14 protein-coding genes and 1 other RNA gene are annotated in these 19,477 nt (G+C 46.2%); 4 read left to right on the plus strand and 11 right to left on the minus strand.

The genetic code is table 11. The features are described 5' to 3' along the window. Positions 1-477 precede the first annotated feature (477 nt). From ffs to BAU14_RS09625, 6 genes are all read right to left on the minus strand, one after another. Positions 478-562, minus strand: an RNA gene (ffs, locus tag BAU14_RS09600) — signal recognition particle sRNA small type. Between the two features lie 60 nt (positions 563-622). Then, entirely contained in the window at positions 623-1,210 is a 588-nt protein-coding gene (gene tadA, locus BAU14_RS09605) for a tRNA adenosine(34) deaminase TadA (RefSeq protein ID WP_161899895.1), read from the minus strand. A gap of 267 nt (positions 1,211-1,477) precedes the next feature. Continuing rightward, positions 1,478-5,014 (minus strand): pyruvate:ferredoxin (flavodoxin) oxidoreductase, encoded by a 3,537-nt coding sequence (nifJ, locus tag BAU14_RS09610; protein WP_161899896.1) that lies wholly within the window; start codon positions 5,012-5,014, stop codon positions 1,478-1,480. Between the two features lie 210 nt (positions 5,015-5,224). Then, positions 5,225-6,634 carry an NADPH-dependent glutamate synthase gene (gene gltA / locus BAU14_RS09615; protein ID WP_161899897.1) on the minus strand — a complete coding sequence of 470 codons (1,410 nt, stop codon included), beginning with the start codon at positions 6,632-6,634 and terminating at the stop codon, positions 5,225-5,227. Further along, a complete protein-coding gene (locus BAU14_RS09620; RefSeq protein ID WP_161899898.1) occupies positions 6,627-7,463 on the minus strand; it encodes a sulfide/dihydroorotate dehydrogenase-like FAD/NAD-binding protein in 837 nt (278 codons plus the stop codon). The genes gltA and BAU14_RS09620 overlap by 8 nt, the downstream gene beginning before the upstream one ends. A gap of 88 nt (positions 7,464-7,551) precedes the next feature. Then, on the minus strand, positions 7,552-8,001 hold the full coding sequence (locus BAU14_RS09625; RefSeq protein ID WP_161899899.1) for a flavodoxin: 450 nt from the start codon (positions 7,999-8,001) through the stop codon (positions 7,552-7,554). Between the two features lie 381 nt (positions 8,002-8,382). On the opposite strand from BAU14_RS09625, the gene BAU14_RS09630 reads away from it, so the two are divergent. Next, positions 8,383-8,952: an ECF transporter S component gene (locus BAU14_RS09630; protein ID WP_161899900.1), complete on the plus strand. Its 570-nt coding sequence runs from the start codon at positions 8,383-8,385 to the stop codon at positions 8,950-8,952. A 184-nt stretch (positions 8,953-9,136) separates the two neighbouring features. On the opposite strand, the gene BAU14_RS09635 is transcribed toward BAU14_RS09630, so the two are convergent. From BAU14_RS09635 to BAU14_RS09645, 3 genes are read right to left on the minus strand one after another with little or no spacing between them, the layout of a single operon-like run. Beyond that, positions 9,137-10,885, minus strand: coding sequence for an NADH-dependent [FeFe] hydrogenase, group A6 (locus BAU14_RS09635; RefSeq protein WP_161899901.1), 1,749 nt, complete (start codon positions 10,883-10,885; stop codon positions 9,137-9,139). Between the two features lie 14 nt (positions 10,886-10,899). Then, positions 10,900-12,780: an NADH-quinone oxidoreductase subunit NuoF gene (locus BAU14_RS09640; protein WP_161899902.1), complete on the minus strand. Its 1,881-nt coding sequence runs from the start codon at positions 12,778-12,780 to the stop codon at positions 10,900-10,902. A gap of 34 nt (positions 12,781-12,814) precedes the next feature. Further along, positions 12,815-13,324 (minus strand): complex I 24 kDa subunit family protein, encoded by a 510-nt coding sequence (locus BAU14_RS09645; protein ID WP_161899903.1) that lies wholly within the window; start codon positions 13,322-13,324, stop codon positions 12,815-12,817. Positions 13,325-13,794: 470 nt separating this feature from the next. Between BAU14_RS09645 and BAU14_RS09650 the strand changes: the two genes are divergently transcribed. The 3 genes from BAU14_RS09650 to BAU14_RS09660 all read left to right on the plus strand — a co-directional run bounded on the left by BAU14_RS09650 (position 13,795) and on the right by BAU14_RS09660 (position 17,330). Next, entirely contained in the window at positions 13,795-15,201 is a 1,407-nt protein-coding gene (locus tag BAU14_RS09650; protein ID WP_161899904.1) for a hypothetical protein, read from the plus strand. Between the two features lie 120 nt (positions 15,202-15,321). Continuing rightward, positions 15,322-16,683, plus strand: a complete 1,362-nt coding sequence (locus BAU14_RS09655; protein ID WP_161900032.1) for an RsmF rRNA methyltransferase first C-terminal domain-containing protein — start codon at positions 15,322-15,324, stop codon at positions 16,681-16,683. A 311-nt stretch (positions 16,684-16,994) separates the two neighbouring features. Further along, positions 16,995-17,330, plus strand: coding sequence for a hypothetical protein (locus BAU14_RS09660; protein WP_161899905.1), 336 nt, complete (start codon positions 16,995-16,997; stop codon positions 17,328-17,330). Positions 17,331-17,956: 626 nt separating this feature from the next. Here the strand turns inward: BAU14_RS09660 and BAU14_RS09665 are convergent. After that, on the minus strand, positions 17,957-18,598 hold the full coding sequence (locus tag BAU14_RS09665) for a YczE/YyaS/YitT family protein (RefSeq protein ID WP_161899906.1): 642 nt from the start codon (positions 18,596-18,598) through the stop codon (positions 17,957-17,959). A gap of 150 nt (positions 18,599-18,748) precedes the next feature. Next, complete coding sequence (locus tag BAU14_RS09670; RefSeq protein WP_161899907.1) at positions 18,749-19,459, minus strand: zinc metallopeptidase; 711 nt, start codon at positions 19,457-19,459, stop codon at positions 18,749-18,751. Positions 19,460-19,477: the final 18 nt, after the last annotated feature.

A 19,477-nucleotide genomic window follows, 5' to 3' on the forward strand; every position in this document is an offset into this window, starting at 1 on the left:
TTCGCCGTCAACTTTTAAATCATATCACGTTGCTTTTTAAAAGTCAAACACTTTTTTGAAAAAGTTTTTTCGCGACTGGCGCGACTTTTTCAAAAACAGGTTGTGCTTTCAAGCGGCAACTTCGTTAGTTTAACAGGCTTAGTTACCAGTGTCAACTACTTTTTTGAATTGATTTTCAAGAAGTTTTCTACGAGACTTTCTCGTCGTCAACGTTGATTAATTTACCATTTCTTAAAGAGCGGGTCAAGGCTTTTCTCTTTCTTTTTTTCATGGTTCCTACACGCATACAACTCATCACTTAGACTTTGTTCGTCATTTCAGATCATTCATCCGTCGATTTCTTTATTTTATGGAAGAATACATTAAATACCGAACAAACAGCTTTGAAGATCAAACAAAAGATTGTATAAAAAACTTTTTTCACTTTAATGAATGATGAATGCACAAAAAAACCGACTCGAAAGTCGGTTTTCAGCATATGTATCGGACACATGGCTGCGCTCGCTTAGTGCTGCTTCCTTCCGGATCTGACACGCTTCACAAGCCAACCATTGTCCTAGCCTTTCGGCAAAAACTAGTATACCCCAAAATTTCGGTGCTGGCTAGTCTTTTTCGCCACAAATTATTCTGAAACTTTTGGGTCCTCTTGTATCTTCAACTGGGAATTGTTGGCTTGATACGCTTTTTTGGCTGCAATTTCCGCCTTACGGGCCTGCTTGCGGGCTTTTTGCTTTTCTCGAATTTTACGAAAAAAATCTGATAATAATTGTCCGCAGGCCGCTTCCAAGATTCCACCTTCCACATACGACCAATGATTAAAGCGTTGATCTTCCAATAGATTCATAAATGTTCCAGCAGTGCCGCCTTTGGGATCATAGGCGCCAAAATATACTTCCTCCACCCGAGATAAGAGCATTGCGCCACTGCACATGGGACATGGTTCCAAAGTGACAAAGAGCTGTGCGCGCTCCAACCGCCAGCTCTCAATCCACTGGCAGGCTTCTCGAATCGCATACATCTCTGCGTGGGCGGTAGCATCTTGTGTTTCTTCTCGGCGATTGTGTCCTCGCCCAATCACTTTTCCGTCCAATACTAGTACACAGCCAATCGGAACTTCACCGATGGCTTCGGCTTTGCGTGCCTCTGCAATTGCCAGCTGCATAAAGCTTTCTTTTTCTGCTTGCGTCAAGCTACTGACTTTTTCTACCATTTCAACCTCCGCTGATCCTTCTGTTCTTTGGGTAGTATATCAAATTTTTCAGAGCAACGTGCAGCTGTTTTGAAAATGAAACCTCTGACATTCGGTACCGCTGGATTTTTCATATTGCTAGAAGCTGACCTCGCTAAAGACGTGCGGTCTGTCACTCTTACCTGTCGGCTTTGCTCTTTTCTTCTATATATGAGACAAAAGAACCGACCTAAAGCAATACGCTTTAAGGCCGGTTCGACTGTAGTTATTGAATCCTAAAAAGTTGCTTTATTTCTTCAAGTCTGCCAATTGGCTGTAGACCTGTGTCCGTTCTTCCATGTCTTTAACGGTTTGGTCTAGCATTTCATCTACTTCTCCCTCGGAAGGTTTGATGTTCCGCAACGCAGAGAAGCGCACTTGATTTTCCATAAAGGCGGTCATCTTGCTGAAATCTTGCTTCTTGAAGTCGATACGCATCGGATCTTTGCCTTTGTCTCGCAGGCGTGGATCGTAACGATACAACTGCCAATAACCAGATTCCACTGCTGCCTTGGCATTTTCGATGGATTTAGACATCCCGCCTCTAATCCCATGGTTGATACATGGTGTGTAACCGATGATTAGTGAAGGTCCCGGATAAGCTTCAGCTTCCATAATGGCTTTAATAGTCTGCATCTGATTGGCTTCAATAGAGATTTGCGCCACATAGACATCTTGATAAGCAATAGCCATCATCCCGAGATCTTTTTTCTTATTCTTTTTCCCGCCGGCTGCAAACTTGGCAATCGCAGAAGTTGGCGTTGCTTTGGACATCTGGCCACCTGTATTGGCGTAAAGCTCATTGTCCATTACAAAGATATTGACATCGGCACCAGTAGCCAGTACGTGATCAATACCGGAATAACCGATATCATAGGCCCAGCCATCGCCCCCGACAATCCATTGTGACGGTTTGGCAAACATGTCTTCATGCGCCAAGAGAGCTTGCATATCCGGATCAGTCTCCGCTTTTAAAGCTGCAATGACTTTTGCTGCCCGCTGCTGAGTGCCTTCTCCTTCATGAACGTGTTCTAACCAGTCTTCCAATAGATTTTGTGTTTCAATGGTGCCTTTTGCTTCGGCTAAAACTTTGGAAATTGCCGTTGCTAAGCGTTTGCGTTTGGTTTCATTGGCAATGTACATCCCCAACCCGTATTCGGCGTTATCTTCAAATAGCGAGTTACTCCACGCGGGACCACGACCATCGGCATTGGTTGTGTAAGGTGTTGCTGGAGATGAGCCACCCCAAATAGAGGAACAGCCGGTTGTATTGGCAATCATCATGCGGTCGCCGTAAAGTTGGGTTAACAGCTTGATATAAGGTGTTTCGCCACACCCTGCACAGGCACCGGAAAATTCCATCAGCGGTTGTTCCAGCTGTGAACCTTTCACTGAACCCAGTTTGAATGGATTGGCTTTTTGACGCAAGGTCATTGCAAATGCCCAATTCATCGCTTCGTCTTTCATCGCATCATAAGGCTTCATGACTAAGGCTTTTTCCTTAGCCGGACAAGCTTCCACACACAGACCGCAACCAGTACAGTCTTCTACCGACACTTGGATGCGATATTGGATACCGTCTGCACCTTTCATATCACGGGTGATAAAACCAGCAGGCGCTTCCTTCATTTCCGCTTCATCTGCCATAAATGGCCGGATGGCCGCATGAGGACAAATAAACGCACATTCATTACATTGGGTACAGGATTCCGGCAGCCATTCCGGCACTTCCAACGCAATGCCGCGTTTTTCAAAAGCAGCAGTTCCCATTGGCATTTCGCCACCCAGCATCCCATTATCAATCAAATCCCCCACAGACAAAGCATTGCCTTCTTGGCGATTGATTGGATCTAAGATATTCTTCACATAAGCAGGCCGATTATCTGTACCTGCTGCTTCTTCAGTCAAGACGATATCCTTCCATTCTGCTGGAACATTAACTTTCACCAACGCAGCAAAAGTTTCATCGATGGCTGCCCAGTTGGTTTCCACGATTTTGCGTGATTTTTTCCCGTAGGCTGCTTCAACTTCTTGCTTCAGAAGTGGTAAGAAGGTGTCGCGATCCATGATATCTGTCACTTCAAAGAAGGCAGCCGAACACACGGTATTGATCCGGCGTCCCAAACCATTTTTCACGGAAATATCCATCGCATTGATGATATAAAAATTGATATTATGCTCAGCAATGTATTTTTTCAATTTCTTCGGCAAGTGCTGTTTAACTTTTTCTTCATCCCAAACCGTATTCAATAAGAAGGTTCCGCCATCTTTTAATCCCTTCAGCAGGTCATACTGATGGATATAGGCGCTGTTGTGGCAGGCAATATAATCAGCCGCTTCCACATTGTAGGTGGACAAGATCGGTTCTTCACCAAAACGCAGGTGAGAAATGGTGATCCCGCCGGATTTTTTGGAGTCATAAGCAAAATAGGCTTGCGCGTACATATCGGTATTGTTCCCGATGATCTTGATGGCTTGTTTATTAGCGCCGACTGTTCCATCAGAACCAAAGCCCCAGAATTTTGCTTGGAAAGTGGAAGCCGGAGTCAGGTCCATGGTTGGCAATTGCGGCAAGCTCAAATGAGTCACATCATCATTAATTCCCAATGTGAAACGATAGCGCAGCTGATCTGCCGGCACTCGTAAATGATCATACACGGCAATGATTTGGTCTGGGGTCACATCTTTTGAAGCAATTCCGTAGCGGCCGCCGATTACGATTGGACGGTTTTCATGACGGAACAAGATGGACTGTACATCCAGTAATAATGGCTCACCGTCGGATCCTGGTTCTTTGGTACGATCCAATACAGCAATGCGTTCAACAGTTTTCGGCAGTTTTTCCAAAATATTTTCTGTTGGGAATGGCCGATACAAGTGGATATTGATGTGTCCAACTTTCCGTCCTTGTTCATTCAAATAAGCCACGGTTTGTTGAATCGTCGGTGAAGCTGAACCCATGGAAATGATGACCTCTGTTGCTTCAGGATCGCCATAGTAATCAACTAAATCGTAATTGGTGCCTCGCAGCTCGTTGATTTTGCCCATGTATTTTTGAACAATTGCCGGCATGGCATCGTAATAACGATTGACAGTTTCTCTTTGTTGGAAATGGATATCCGGATTTTGTGCAGTGCCGGAGACTGTCGGATGATTCGGATTCATCCCCCGTTTACGGAATTCTGCCAAAGCTTCCCAGTTCATCATATCTTTGAGATCCTCGTAGTCTAGGACTTCGATTTTCTGCAATTCATGAGAAGTGCGGAATCCGTCAAAGAAGTTCATAAAGGGCAAACTGCCTTCAATTGAAGCCAAATGTGCCACTGCCGACAAGTCCATAACTTCTTGCACACTGCTTTCAGCCAGCATACAAAAGCCAGTCTGGCGGGCAGCCATCACATCGCTGTGGTCGCCAAAGATCGACAGCGCATTGGTGGAAACAGCACGAGCTGCTACGTGGAAAACAGTCGGCAATAGTTCCCCTGCAATTTTGAACATGTTGGGAATCATCAACAATAACCCTTGAGAGGCAGTATATGTTGTGGTTAAAACACCGGTCTTTAATGACCCGTGAACGGTACCGGAAGCCCCCGCCTCTGATTGCATTTCAACTAAATTAACGGTTTCCCCGAAAATATTCTTTTGTTCGTGGACACTGGCCCACTCATCCACGACTTCTGCCATGGTAGAACTTGGTGTGATTGGATAGATGGCTGCGACTTCGGTAAAGGCATAGGAGACATACGCTGCTGCCGTATTCCCATCCATCGTTTTCATTTTCTTCATGTAACCTGTCACCTCGCTTGTGATTTGCAGTCTTTCGGCTGATACCGTCAGACTGAGCGGTACTATCAAAGTCAGTGCTGGCTTATTTTGACTACACAAGCCAGTAAGCGCTTACTCCACTTGACTCTCTAACTCCCCATTTATGCATTGCGGTCAGAGAAGATCACCAGTTGTCCCAGGATCTTCTCAGCCGCTAATCACTGCCTGGACTCAGACAGTGATTTTTGCTTTTTGTTCTTGAACATACTTGTCAATCTGATCCGCTGCCACTTTCCCGGCACCCATGGCTAAGATAACAGTCGCTGCCCCAGTCACGATATCTCCGCCGGCAAACACTCCCGGAATCGATGTTGCGCCAGTTTCTGGATCAGCCTCAATGTAGCCCCAACGATTCAGTGCCAGTTCAGGGAAGGTATCCAAAAGGACCCGGTTGGCCCCTTGCCCGATTGCTTCAATTGCAGTATCGGCTTCCACGATGAATTCACTGCCAGGAATTACTTGCGGGCGACGGCGGCCGGACGCATCCGGTTCACCCAATTCCATTTTGACACATTTGACAGCCTGTAATTTCCCAGTACCGTCATTGATGTATTCCACCGGATTGGTCAACCAGTGGTAATTGATGCCTTCTTCCACAGAGTGATGATACTCCTCTTCCCGAGCCGGCAATTCTTCACGGGAACGGCGGTAGATGATAGAGACGTTTTCTGCTCCTAATCGTTTAGCAGAACGAGCGGCATCCATCGCCACATTTCCGCCGCCAATCACGACGACATTGCGGGATTTTTGGACGGGTGTATCATATCTTGGAAATTCATAGCCCTTCATTAAGTTGATGCGGGTCAAATATTCACTGGAGCTATAGACACCGTTTAGCGATGTCCCAGGAATTCCCATGAAATTCGGAGCACCTGCACCTACTGAGAGGTAACAAGCATCGTATTCAGCCATGATTTCATCCATCGTGATGGTTTTTCCTACCACTACATTGGTCTCAATCTCAACTCCGGTAGCTTGAATGCGTTCAATCTCTTTTTGAACAATCCGCTTAGGCAACCGAAATTCCGGAATCCCGTAGGTCAATACCCCACCGGGAGCGTGAAGGGCTTCAAAGATTTTAACCTCATAGCCCAACTTCGCCAAATCACCGGCTGCGGTCAATCCAGAAGGTCCGGATCCGATGACCACTACTTTGCCTTTGTCATGAGCGATATCTAATTTTTCGATGGGCTGTTGCAGCGCCCAATCGGCAACTAATCGTTCCAGTTTCCCGATAGCTACAGGCTCAAATTTCTTCGATTGTCCCAGGCGACACACCATTTCACACTGCTTTTCTTGTGGGCAAACTCGTCCACAGATAGCTGGCAGGTTGGTATATTTGCTGAGGATCTCGGAAGCTTGCTGCATGTTACCTTCTTCGATTTGTTTGATAAAGCCTGGGATATCGATCATCACCGGACAGTTTTGAATACAGGGCGCATTTTTACATTGCAGACAGCGACTTGCTTCTAACTGTCCTTCCTCCAACGTATAGCCCAAAGCCACTTCCGAAAAGTTTTTGTTACGAACGTCGGGTGCCTGTTCTTTCATGGGCGTTTTAGTATAACTGCGCTTAGCCATGTTGTGTCACCTTCTTTTCATAATCTTCGTTAGCTACGGTCTCTTCGTTTTTATATTGGCCCATCCGGTTGACGAACTCGTCCCAGTCAACCCCGGCACCGAGAAATTCCGGACCATCCACACAAGCAAACTTGATCTGGTTGTCCACCGTTACCCGGCAACCGCCGCACATTCCCGTGCCATCCACCATGATTGGATTCAATGAAACGTAAATTGGTACGCCGGCTTCTTGTGCTGTCAAGGTACAGAACTTCATCATGATACTTGGACCAATCCCCCAAGCCATATCAATGGTCTCAGTTGCAAATACTTGCTTCATGGCATCGGTCACCAGACCTTTTTGGCCCAGTGAACCGTCGTCAGTCATCAAGATCAGCTGATCGGAATAGTTGCCGCATTCTTCTGCCAAAATCATCAAGTCGCGATTTTTAGCTCCTAAAATGCTGATGACTTTGTTTCCCGCCTGTTTCAAAGCTTTAATAATCGGAAACAAAGCCGCAATCCCCACACCACCGCCTACTAAGAGGACGGTGCCGTAGTTTTCAATTTCTGTCGCCTTGCCCAATGGCCCTACCAGATCGGCGAGGCTATCACCGGCCTGCAATGCAGCCAATTCGGCGGTGGATTTACCGATTACTTGGAAGATCAAACGGACCAAGCCCGCTTCTGGATCAGTATCCACCACGGTCAACGGAATCCGCTCCCCATGTTCGTTGATGCGCAGGATCACAAATTGGCCGGCTTTGGCCTTTTGTGCAATCCGAGGTGCCTCCACGTAGATTTCAAATTCAATTGGATTCAACTCTGTCTTTTCTGTGATTTTAAACAAGTGAAAAGTTCCCTTTTTTCTCTGTGTGACTGCGCTAACCGTTCGATACGTCGAACCGTTCCCCCGACAGTCGTATCTTTATTAAAAGTTATGCGATAGCTTCAACAATTGCTTTGACGAAAGCTTTCAGTCCTTCTTCGTCTTCATCGTCATAGGCGTTTTCGATTTTCACGACTTCTGCGCCTTTTTTCGCACCAGTTTTGCCAAATGCTTCATCGAAATCAATAGCTGCTTGGCAGAAGTAATCCGGGTACAGTTCGCTGTCTCCTGAACCAACAACACCGAAGACCTTGCCTTCCAATTCTTGTTCTGGCAGTTCTTCAAAGAAGTCTTCCAGATCGAAGGGAATTTCGCCATCTCCATCCGTATATGTTGCGACTACACAGATTTCAGCATCTTCAAAGGTATCTTCATCGGCATCATCAGCTTCCACCAATTCCACATCGACATCCAATGCTTTGAATTGTTCTTCCAAAAATTCTGCGATCCCTTCTGTGTTTCCTGTTGCACTTGCGTAAACGATTTTTGCTACTGTCATTTGACTTTTCCTCCTTGAATTTTCTTTCACGGCTTAAATCAGCCAGATTTAAAACATAAAATAGAATTAAGTAGATTTTACCTGATTCTATAATACTTCATTTCTGTGTATAACTGAACAGATTTTTTGGGTATTTTTTGCATTTTTATCGAACTTTCTTTTTCTGTTTGCCGAAATCCGCACTGGGTAGAGGAGCACAACTTTGAAATAAATTTGTTTATTTATTCACATGAAGGCGCTTTTATTTGATACAATAGTGATGTTAAAAAACATTTCGGGGGTGCGCCTCCGCTAGTAGGGCCGGACACTAAGGTCGTCCGACACCTGACAGAAAGGAAGTGAAAGACATTTTTCTTGCCCAGCAAGAAACTGTCGCAAGCTATGAACAAACGTACTAAAAGCAACGCTCTGTGGGTTACTCAGACTGCCATCATGATTGCATTGATTGTAGTTGTCCAAGCGACAACTGGCGGCATGGGTCAGTTTGTCACCGGAAGCCTAGTGAATCTGCTCTTGATTCTAACCGTCACACTGGCAGGGCTGACTAGCGGCTTGACTGTCGCCTGTCTGTCACCAATCTTTGCTTTTATCTTTGGAATCGGACCACAATTTCCTCAAATCATCGCCTGCATCATGGCCGGCAATGCCGTTTTGATCGTGGTATGGTGGCTGCTGTTAGGTAAGCTGGGCCATCAGCAATACCCTCGGCTAATTGCTGCTGCGGTGGCGGGCGCACTATTGAAATTCACTGTGTTGTGGCTATTAGTGGTGCAAATCGTCGCACCGATGTCTGACAATATTCCTGCACCAGCTAAACAAAATCTGGCGAAGATGTTCAGTCTCCCACAATTAATCACTGCCCTGATTGGCGGCGGGGTTGCTTGTTTGGTGATTCCACAGTTGGCTAAGATTTTCAAAAGACAACCAGCCAATAGAAAAGCCACAAATTAACCCGCAATTATTGAAATTGATTACAAAAGACGCGGCACCGGCGGATTATACTCCGACATGGTGCCGACAGGTCTTTATCATGGAAGGTGAAACGACCCTTAGCGGTGGTTTCACCTTTTTTAACTTTTCTTGAACTAGCAGCCACTAATGCCAGGCCTGATTGCGCAAATTTTCGATTAAGAGATTACTGAACTTCCATTCGTTCATGGTAACTCGTGTGCAGCAGGTGATGGGCTTTCAAGCTGCCAGGTGCCCCCAGATATTCTTCATACAGTCGTTGGACTACTGGGCTTTCATGGGAACGCCGCAGTTTCTTTCGCTCGTCTTCTGTGTAGAGTGCTTGTGCCCGCAGCCCTTGCAAGTCGACAAAATTACGAACCGAAGCGGGTTGGACTGGTTGACCACCACCGTTGATGCAGCCGCCCGGACAGCCCATGACCTCCACAAAGTGATAGGTTTTTTCACCAGGAATGATCTTTTCTTCAAGCAGTCGTTTGGCATTGCCAATTCCGGAAGTGACAGCGATATTGATATCTTCGCCGTTGATGCGATACGTGGCTTCCTTGATGCCGGACATGCCTCGAACCTCGGTGAAGTCCAGCGGCGCCGCGTGTTCTCCGACTAAGCGTTCGACAGCCGTCCGCAATGCAGCTTCCATCACGCCACCAGACGCGCCGAAGATATAACCGGCACCAGTCGCTTCTCCCAGTGGGTTATCAAAGTTTTCATCAGGTAAATAAGGGAATTGAATCCCGGCCTTGTCGATCATGCGAGCCAACTCCCGCGTAGTCAATGCGACATCCACATCAGGAAAGCCCGCTGCTGCTTCGTCTTCACGGGTTACTTCGAATTTTTTAGCCGTACAAGGCATGATGCCAACCACGAAAATATCTGCCGGATTCAACCCCATCTTTTCGGCATACCAGGTCTTGGTCAGCGCGCCAAACATTTGCTGAGGAGATTTACAGCTGGAAAGATTCGGAATCATTTCCGGATGATAAGACTCACAATACTTGACCCACCCTGGTGAACAAGAGGTGAACAGCGGGAACGGGCCATTATTTTTCACACGTTCGATAAATTCGTTGGCCTCTTCCATGATAGTAAAATCAGCTGCAACGTTTGTATCAAATACCTTGTCAAATCCTAAACGGCGCAGTGCGGCCACCATCTTTCCTTCGACATTGGTCCCGATTGGCATTCCAAAAGCTTCCCCAAGGGTCACACGAATGGACGGCGCTGTTTGCACGACTACGTATTTCCGAGGATCTTCTAAGGCTCGCCACACATCATCCGTCTGGTCTTTTTCGTGAATGGCACCGGTTGGACAAACGACAATACACTGTCCGCAAGAAATGCAAGCCACTTCTCCCAGTCCCAGTTCATAAGCCGAACCAATATGGGTGTTAAAGCCTCGATCGTTGGCTCCGATGACTGCGACTGCCTGACATTTGTCACAGGCCGCCACACAGCGCTTGCAGAGGATACATTTATTGTCATTTCGCACCATATGGACCGCAGAATCATCAAATTCCCATTCGTTATTTTCACCATTGTAGTAATCTTCGTCATCAACATTGAACTCTTTACAAAGTTTTTGCAGCTCACAATTGCCACTGCGAATACAAGATAGACACTTGCGTTCGTGGGTGGACAAGATTAATTCCAGTGTCAGCTTGCGAGAATCAAAAACGCGTTGGGAGTTGGTAACGATTTTCATACCTTCTCTGATGGGATACACGCAAGCCGTAACCAGGTTCTTGGCTCCTTCAACTTCTACGACACAGATGCGACAAGCACCAATCTCATTAATTTCCTTCAGATAACATAACGTTGGGATATCGATGTTGTTTTCCCGTGCTGCCTGCAAAATAGTCGTGCCTTCTGTGGCATAGCAGGATTGCCCATTGATGAAGATTTCGATTTTATTCATAGCAGTGCTCCCTCCTAATGCACGTAGATGGCATCAAAACGACAGGTATCTTTACACAAGCCACACTTGATACAGGTCTCTTGATCGATCTCGTAGACTTTTTTGACTTCACCAGAGATTGCCGACACTGGGCAAATCCGGGCACAAGCGCTGCAGCCGGTACATTTTTCTGGCTCGATACTATATTGAATCAAGTTCTTACAGACTCCTGCTGGACAACGGCGGTCCTGCACATGAGCCAAATATTCCTCTTTAAAGTAATGATAGGTAGACAACACCGGATTTGGCGCAGTCTGACCAAGACCGCATAGGGAATTTTCTTTAATGTGGTAGCAGAGCTCCTCCATCTTGTCTAGATCTGCCATCGTCGCTTTGCCCATCGTAATCTTGTCTAAGATCTCCAAAAGACGTTTGGTCCCGATTCGACATGGCGCACATTTTCCACAGCTTTCTTCTACAGTAAATTCCAAGAAGAATTTGGCGATGTCCACCATGCAGTTGTCTTCGTCCATCACGATCAGTCCGCCAGAACCCATCATCGAGCCGATTTCCATCAGATTGTCGTAATCAATGGGCACGTCGTAATGCTCTTCCGGAATACAACCGCCAGAAGGTCCCCCCGTTTGGGCAGCTTTAAAGGCTTTTCCGTCAGGGATTCCACCACCAATATCTTCCACAATCTCCCGCAGTGTGGTCCCCATTGGGATTTCCACCAAGCCGGTATTTTGAATCTTGCCACCGAGGGCAAAGACTTTTGTTCCTTTTGATTTTTCGGTCCCCATGGCTGCAAACCATTCCGGACCTTTGACAAATATTTGGGGAATATTGGCCAGAGTTTCCACATTGTTGACAGTTGTCGGCTTGCCGAAAAGTCCTTTGACAGCCGGAAAAGGTGGTCGCGGTCGTGGCTCGCCCCGCCGACCTTCAATACTTTCTAAAAGGGCCGTTTCCTCTCCGCAGACAAACGCCCCAGAGCCTAACCGAATATCCAGTTGGAAGGAGAAATTGGTGCCGAAGATGTTGTCGCCTAACAGGCCATACTCTCGGGCTTGTTGGATTGCAATTTCCAGACGGTTGACGGCCGTAGGGTATTCTGCCCGTACATAGACATAGCCCTGATTGGCGCCAATCGTATAACCTGCAATCGCCATCGCTTCAATCACCGCATGGGGATCTCCTTCCAAAACAGAACGGTCCATAAAAGCACCAGGATCTCCTTCGTCGGCATTGCAGACGACATATTTTTGATCACCCGGGCTATTTTTAGCAAAGGTCCACTTCATATAAGTTGGAAAGCCAGCACCACCACGTCCTCTTAGACCAGAGACTTTTAGTCGCTCCAAGACATCTTCAGGTGAATATTCGTGAACGACTTTAGCCAGTGCCTGATACCCGTCAAAAGCGATATATTCCTCGATTTTTTCCGGATCGATGCGCCCACAGTTTCTCAGCGCCACCCGTTCTTGTTTGTGGTAAAAAGGCGTATCCATCAGTTTACGAATGACTTCTTTGGTTTCATGATCATGATAGAGCATCTTTTCGATGGGCTCACCACCAATCAAATGCTTCTCCACAATTTTTTTGGCATCCTTGGGCTGGACCTGATGATAAAATGTGCCTTCTGGATGAACAATCACGATGGGCCCTTGCGCACACAAACCAAAGCAGCCAGTGGCGACTACGCTGACCTCCTCTGATAATCCGTGAGCCATAAGTTCATTGTTCATGGTGTCGATGAAATCCCGACTCTTGGAAGACAAACAGCCAGTCCCGGCGCAGACGACGATCTCTCTTTTTTTAGTGTCAAGGGCAGTCCCTTCCCCTTCATCCAGACGGATCGCGACCTTTTGTCGATAGTGTTTTTGCAGTTCATTCAATTCCTGCCAATTTTTCATAATCGAATCCTCGTTTTCTAGATTTATTCGGCGCTCAGGCCTGGCTCTCTTTCAGATAGGTCGCCAACACTTTATCGCCTTTTTTTGTGGTCAGTCGGCCGTAAACTTCTTCATTGACGGTCAATACCGGGGCCAATCCGCAGGCACCGATGCAGCGACAAGATTCCAGAGTAAATAGCCGATCATCGGTGGTCTCGCCAGCTTTGATACCCAGACTGGTCTCATAAGAATCCAAAATATTTCCGGCTCCTTTTACATAGCAGGCAGTTCCCATACATACACTAATAGTGTATTTGCCCCGCGGGATAAAGGTGAACTGAGAATAAAAGGTCGCTGTGCTGTAAAGTTTTTCCAAAGGCACTGCCAATTCTTTGGAAATCCGCTGTAAGACTTCAATCGGTAGATAGCCATAGATGCGTTGTGCCTCCTGTAGCGCTGGCATCTGTCCACCCGCCTGGCTCTGCAGCCGCTGCAGAACTTCTTGTAGCTCATCGAACTGACTTTGCGTCTCGATGAATTCAAAAGCAACTGTTTGTCCGCTCATCGTGAAATAGTCCCTCCCCGTATAAATAAAAATCTGGCTAACGATATTTGTAGCGCTTTCAAAATTATTTTATCAAATTTCCCAAGAAGAATGTGCATTTCATCACAATTTGTCCTCCATTCTCAGTGATAATCATTTTCAGTGGCAGAGTGGCATCAAAACAGCTGATTACGTGTTTTTCAGTATTCCTACTTTTTTCGTGTGCTACTGCTTTTTTTAGAAATTAAAACGCCCTCACTTGTAACGGACGTTTTTTTAAGAAAAGGTTCGCCACATTTTCAGAACCAATTTATCCTCGCTTGTTTCTCTCTGTGATCGTCTCAGTTGGAACATAGCATCTTTTTTTATCTACCGAAGCAGGCGTCTGACGTGGACAGGCTGCAGGTACAATGCTAAACTTAAGAAAAATTTAGAATTTGTCAGAAACTTTTGCAATCGTTGAACAGCAGCATAAAAGGAGTCACCTATCAATGAACTATCTCAAGGATTTTCTGCGGCTGTTTTCCCGCAGCACCCCTTTTCTTTTAGGAAACACACTAAGCTTTCTGCCTTACCTGCTTTTTTTGAATTATAGCGATGGCCTCACTTGGGGCAGTATTTTGCCTTTTGTCTTGTTCTACACCTTGCGAATGACCGGCATCTTTTTGTTGCGGGTATTACCAACTGGAGTCGACAGTTACACCTTGTGGATGATTGCCATTTTGTTGGGCTGTGGTGGCTCGCTGGTAGGTACTTTAGGCTTTTTGTTTCCGGCTCTCTATTCAGTTGCAGCCATTGCGCTGGGTCTGGCTGCTGCCTGGTTTTTACCCGCCAAACTGACAGTGGATCGTTATGAAAAATCAAATGGCAGTCCGACAATGCGTGCTGCCTACTATTTTGCTGGTTTTCTGCTGGCGCTCTTATTATTTCTGACTTTGTCGGTAGGAAGTGTGGCGGGTCGCACGTTTTCTTTTGGGCTTTATACTATCTTTTTTGTCGCCTGTTATCATACGGTGACTCACTCCCCTCATTTTGATCTGAAATTTGCCGGTATTCGGCTACGGACTTTGCGTAAACGAGAATTACTTTTGTTTGTCGCTTTTTTCCTGCTCTTGTTCTTTCTGCGGGTCGGTCGCAGTTTGACCCAGATTACAACTATCGACTTAGCATTAATTGGCTTTTGCGGCTTGTTCATATTGCTTTTGATTGCTGGGACCCTTCGTCGACCTCATCGCAAGCTGCCTTTTTGGCTCAACAGTTTAACTTTTGTCAATGGAATGATAGGTAACTTTTTATTCCTTTTTGGCTCTATGTATGTAGGTACCGTTTTTGGTGGTTCACGAGTTCCGACTGTTGTTTTTCTTCCTTATATTTTGGGTATGATGGTGGGGCTTTTAGTACGAGGCAGGCTGTTGCGGCGATGGGGACGCCCTCGTGCACCGCAGTTGTTTCTCGGTGGACAGATGTTGGGCTTCCTACTGATTTTGTGGCCGCCAACATTGTGGGTGGGGTTCTTTCTTTTAAGTTTCTTTCGCAGCATTTGTTCGGCATGGCTCAACGAACAGCACTTTGCTATACCTACACTACCTTTTAGTCAGCGGTTGATTGCCAAATCCATGGTTCAAAATGAGGGTAGTCTCCTGCATCAATTTGCATTGATGCTGATGTTGTCTGGGTTAATCTTTTGGCGCGGCTTACCTCAAAATACGCTTTTGTCCATCACCACGTATATCGCAGCTTCTCAGAAAGAAAAATGGATTCTAGAAGCAGCTAAATTCCTGAATGTTGGGCTACTTTTAATTATTCTATTGATTTTATTCGTCATCTTTAGTCGCCGACAGCTGCCGATTTATCAGCCACAAAATACGATTGCCACAGACAGCGACGAAGAAATGTGAGCGCGATTATTGCCGCTACTTGCCAGACTGCAGTTGATATTTTATGATGTAACACGACAATGGCCTCTTCTTTTGCCGGAAGAGGCTTTTTTGAAGGAAAAATCAGGAAGGAATGAGTCGATGCAACTGCCACAAGCATTCGTTGAAAAATATACTGCTCTTTTGGGAGAAGAAGCTGCGCCTTTTTTTGAAGAACTGACACAAGGAAAACCGATCAAAGCCTACCGAGTCAACCCTTTGAAACCCGATTTTGAACAGATGCTAGACAAATACGGGCCACAAGAGAGAATTCCCGCCCCCTTTGGAGAAAATAGCTGGCTGGGGACAATCAGTGGGCACAGTCTGCTACATCAGGCAGGCTATGTCTACAGCCAAGAACCCAGTGCCATGATTGTCGGTCAAGTGGCAGCAGCACGCCCCGGTGAAAAAGTATTGGATTTATGTGCCGCTCCTGGTGGCAAATCTACACAACTAGCTGCGCAATTACAAAACCAGGGGCTCTTAGTTTCAAACGAAATCTTCGGCAAACGAGCTAAGATTCTTTCGGAAAACCTCGAACGTTGGGGTGCCGCCAATACCATCGTTACCAACCATGCTCCGGCAGAACTTGTTCCGCATTTTAGTGGCTTTTTCGATCGAATCGTTGTAGACGCTCCTTGTTCCGGTGAAGGAATGTTCCGCAAAGACCCTATTGCGCTCACCGAGTGGCAGGCAGACACCCCCAGCTTGTGTGCTGCTCGTCAAAAGGAAATTTTAGCATCCGCGATCCAAATGTTAGTCACTGGAGGCGAACTCATCTATTCCACCTGTACCTTTGCTCCAGAAGAAAACGAGGAAATCATCAGTTGGCTTGTGACTAGCTTCCCATTGACCATCGAGCCGTTGACGATTGCCGGAACCTCAGCAGGACGCCCGGAATGGGGAAATGTTCCGGGACTGGAAAAAACCATTCGCTTATGGCCCCATAAAGGTCAAGGAGAGGGTCATTTTGCTGCTAAGCTCAAATTTCATGGCGATAACCCCCCCACCAAGCCGCAAAAAAAGCCGGGCAAAAAACTTTCCCCCGGCTTATCCAAAGATCTGCAGAAACTTTGGGAGAACTTCACCAAGGTCTTCCCAGCCCCCAGTGTTGCCGGCAGTCCCCAGCTTTTCGGAGAGTACCTCTGGTGGATACCGGAAATGGCGCCGGATTTGACAGGTATCCGAGTTCTTCGCAGCGGTGTTCAAATGGCTGCTGTCAAAAAGAACCGACTGGAACCTGCTTACAACTTAGCCCTGGCTATTGAGCCAACTGCGACTGAAAAACGTCTAGCTATCACTCTTGCCGACTGGCAAAAATACGTAGCCGGCGAGACTTTTCCAGCTACCGGCAACGACGGTTGGGTACTGTTGACAGTTGATTCAGTTCCGGTTGGTTTTGGTAAACAAGTCCAAGGTGTTGTCAAAAATTTCTTTCCTAAAGGACTGCGCTTTACTCCGTGATCCACTTTCTCTTTGGTTAAACCCCCGAAAACATTCTGCTGATAAAGCGTGTTTTCGGGGGTTTTTAGTTGCAGCTGCTATTTAAAATTTATTAATTGACCCCATTCTCCCTAAGCGTAAGAAAACCAGTCAGTGGAGATACCTGCTTTCTTGTCAACATGCAGCTTGTCTTTAAAAAAGGCTCAAGTGCCTATCGTTATCCTAAAAATCCCCCCTATGCTATCATAAAAGAGTAGGTAAACTGGTCGCAGAGAAACATTGTATTTAACTGTAATCGCTGCGACAAAACAGATCATTTAGGAGGTTTTTTCATGAAAACATCGACAAAAGTAGCTATCGGTTTAAGTGTTGCAGCTGTTGCCGGCATCGTCTCGGCAGCCATCGTTTCCGACAGTCTGGCAGATGTGATCCGTCACAAGAAGAACCGGCACCAAGTAAAAAAATTCGTTGATGATAAGTTTAATGGTAACGAAAAACTGATGTCTGTGGTGGACGACCTCTCCGACGATGACTTGGACTCACTGATGAATGTCATGGGCAAGATCAAAGACGGCCGCAAACAAATTTCCGTCTACGGAGAAAATGTCAAAGAAGCTACTGACAGTTTGAAGGGCAAGCTTGAAAGTTTCATCGGCAACGTTCTTTAATAATAACCGAACCTCCGGAATTGCCGGAGGTTTTTTGCTGGTTTCACGACTACAGCCGCCGCTTTTAGCAATAAGCAAACCACTTAAAATCTGCTTCCTCAGCAATCTAATAGCGATAACCCTTCGAAAAAATCGATAAGTCCCTCGTCTTTAAACTCGTTTGACAGCGCTTTATTACGAGAGTATACTCAAGTAAAGCACTGTCATTTATCCTGAAGTTATCTGGCTGTTTCTACTTATGAAAATGGAGGCAATCTTATGAAAAGTAAATTGGTCCTTTTAGGGAATTGCGTTTTTTTACTGCTCCTTTTGGCACTGATTATAGTCACCTTTATGAAGAACAGTGACGAAAATTCCGCCGTCACCCTGCTATTGGGTCTTTTTCAATGTGTTGGTTTGTTATTCAACTGGTGGCTGTTCAACAAGTTCGCTCCAAAATTTACAAAGAGCGACCAATAATTCAATTCAATAATTGAAAAAACCTTCCGCTATTCCATAAAAAACACCAACCACTATTGGACACGGTCGTTTGAAGACTTTCGCTTCTCCTTCAAAGACTCGGTCAAATAGTTTGGTTGGCGTTTTTTTGATACCTGCTTTTTTGATACTCAGTCAGTGAGTGGCTTTCATTTCTTATCGATAGCTGCCAAACTTTTGGCAATCAATGGACCAGTTACTTTTTCGTTCCAAAACGTAATCAATGGCCCGGTCAAAAAGGCATTGATAAAGGTTCCAACTCCGATTGGTCCTTTAAAAAAGAATCCGATCAAGGTAAAGGTGACGTCCTGGATGATACGCACAATCCGGTAAGGCCAGCCCGTGTGATCCACGATGGTAGGTGCACAAGCATCGTAAGGCGCAGCTCCCAGATTGGCACCGGTATAAAGTGAAACTGCAAACGTAAAGATCAAGGTCCCTACTACCAGAAAGACGATTTTCATTGGCAAAGTCTCCGCGTGAATGCCGAATTTATCGAAGAGAGCTGTAAACATGTCAATGAAGAATCCGGTAAAGACCATGTTTACCACTGTTCCAAAGCCGATGTACTTGCGTCCGAAAATAAAAATCACTGCCAAAAAGACCAAATTGAGGCCCAGCTGATAGACCCCTAGTGAGAGACCAAATAGTCCCCCGATGGCAATATTGGCAGAAGTATATGGATCCATCCCCACATTTCCTTCTCTTAAAATCGTCGCACCAAAGCCCAAAATCAAGACCCCAACTGTAGCATAAACTGCCCGCAGCAATAAACTTTTGCTTATTTTCATCCTTCACTCACCCTTTCTCATACTATCTGCAGCAAAGTTAAAATCAACTTTTCGCCACGATAACCCTTTTGCCAAACGGCCCCAGTTGCTGTTTAGCTATGTAAAAAGGCTCCGACACCCCTAGAGGTACCGGAGCCACAGGTGACTATCTCAACGGTCGTTATTGCGACCACCGAAAAGTAAAACGAGACGCAACAGTTGCAACAGGGTACTGATTGCTGCTGCCACATACGTCAACGCTGCTGCTACCAGTACTTTGCGTGCTTGGGGCAGCTCTTCTGGTGTCAGCAAACCGCCTTCTCCCAAAATCGCCAACGCACGGCGAGATGCATTGAACTCCACCGGTAACGTTACGACTTGGAATAAAAAGGCCAGCGAAAACGCGACTAAGCCGATTTCTACCAATGTCTGGGTCCGTAGCAAAAGTCCCACCAATATAATCGGCATCGCTAAAGAAGAACCAATATTTGCCACGGGAACGATAGCAGCCCGCAACCGCAATGGAAAATAGCCTTTAGCATCTTGCACTGCATGCCCGCATTCATGGGCAGCTACACCGATTGCAGCTACTGATGTCGATTGGGCGGTAGCCTGAGACAAGCTCAGCATCTTGTTGCCAGAATTGTAATTATCTGTCAAATCGCCGGCAATCTGCTGAACACCGACATTCGTAATCCCTTGGTTACGCAGGATGTATTGGGCAGCCTGCGTTCCCGTGACGTTGTGGGCACTTTTGACTTGGTCATACTTGCGAAAGGTGCTGTTGACATAGGCAGAAGCCGCCATGGAAAGCGCCATTCCGATAAACACTAGCACAATGGTCGCATCGAAAAAGCCAAAGCCATATCCCATTCCATACATGATTGAACACCTCATCTT

This window comes from Candidatus Enterococcus leclercqii, from assembly GCF_009933135.1.
GTDB classification, from domain to species: domain Bacteria; phylum Bacillota; class Bacilli; order Lactobacillales; family Enterococcaceae; genus Enterococcus_C; species Enterococcus_C leclercqii.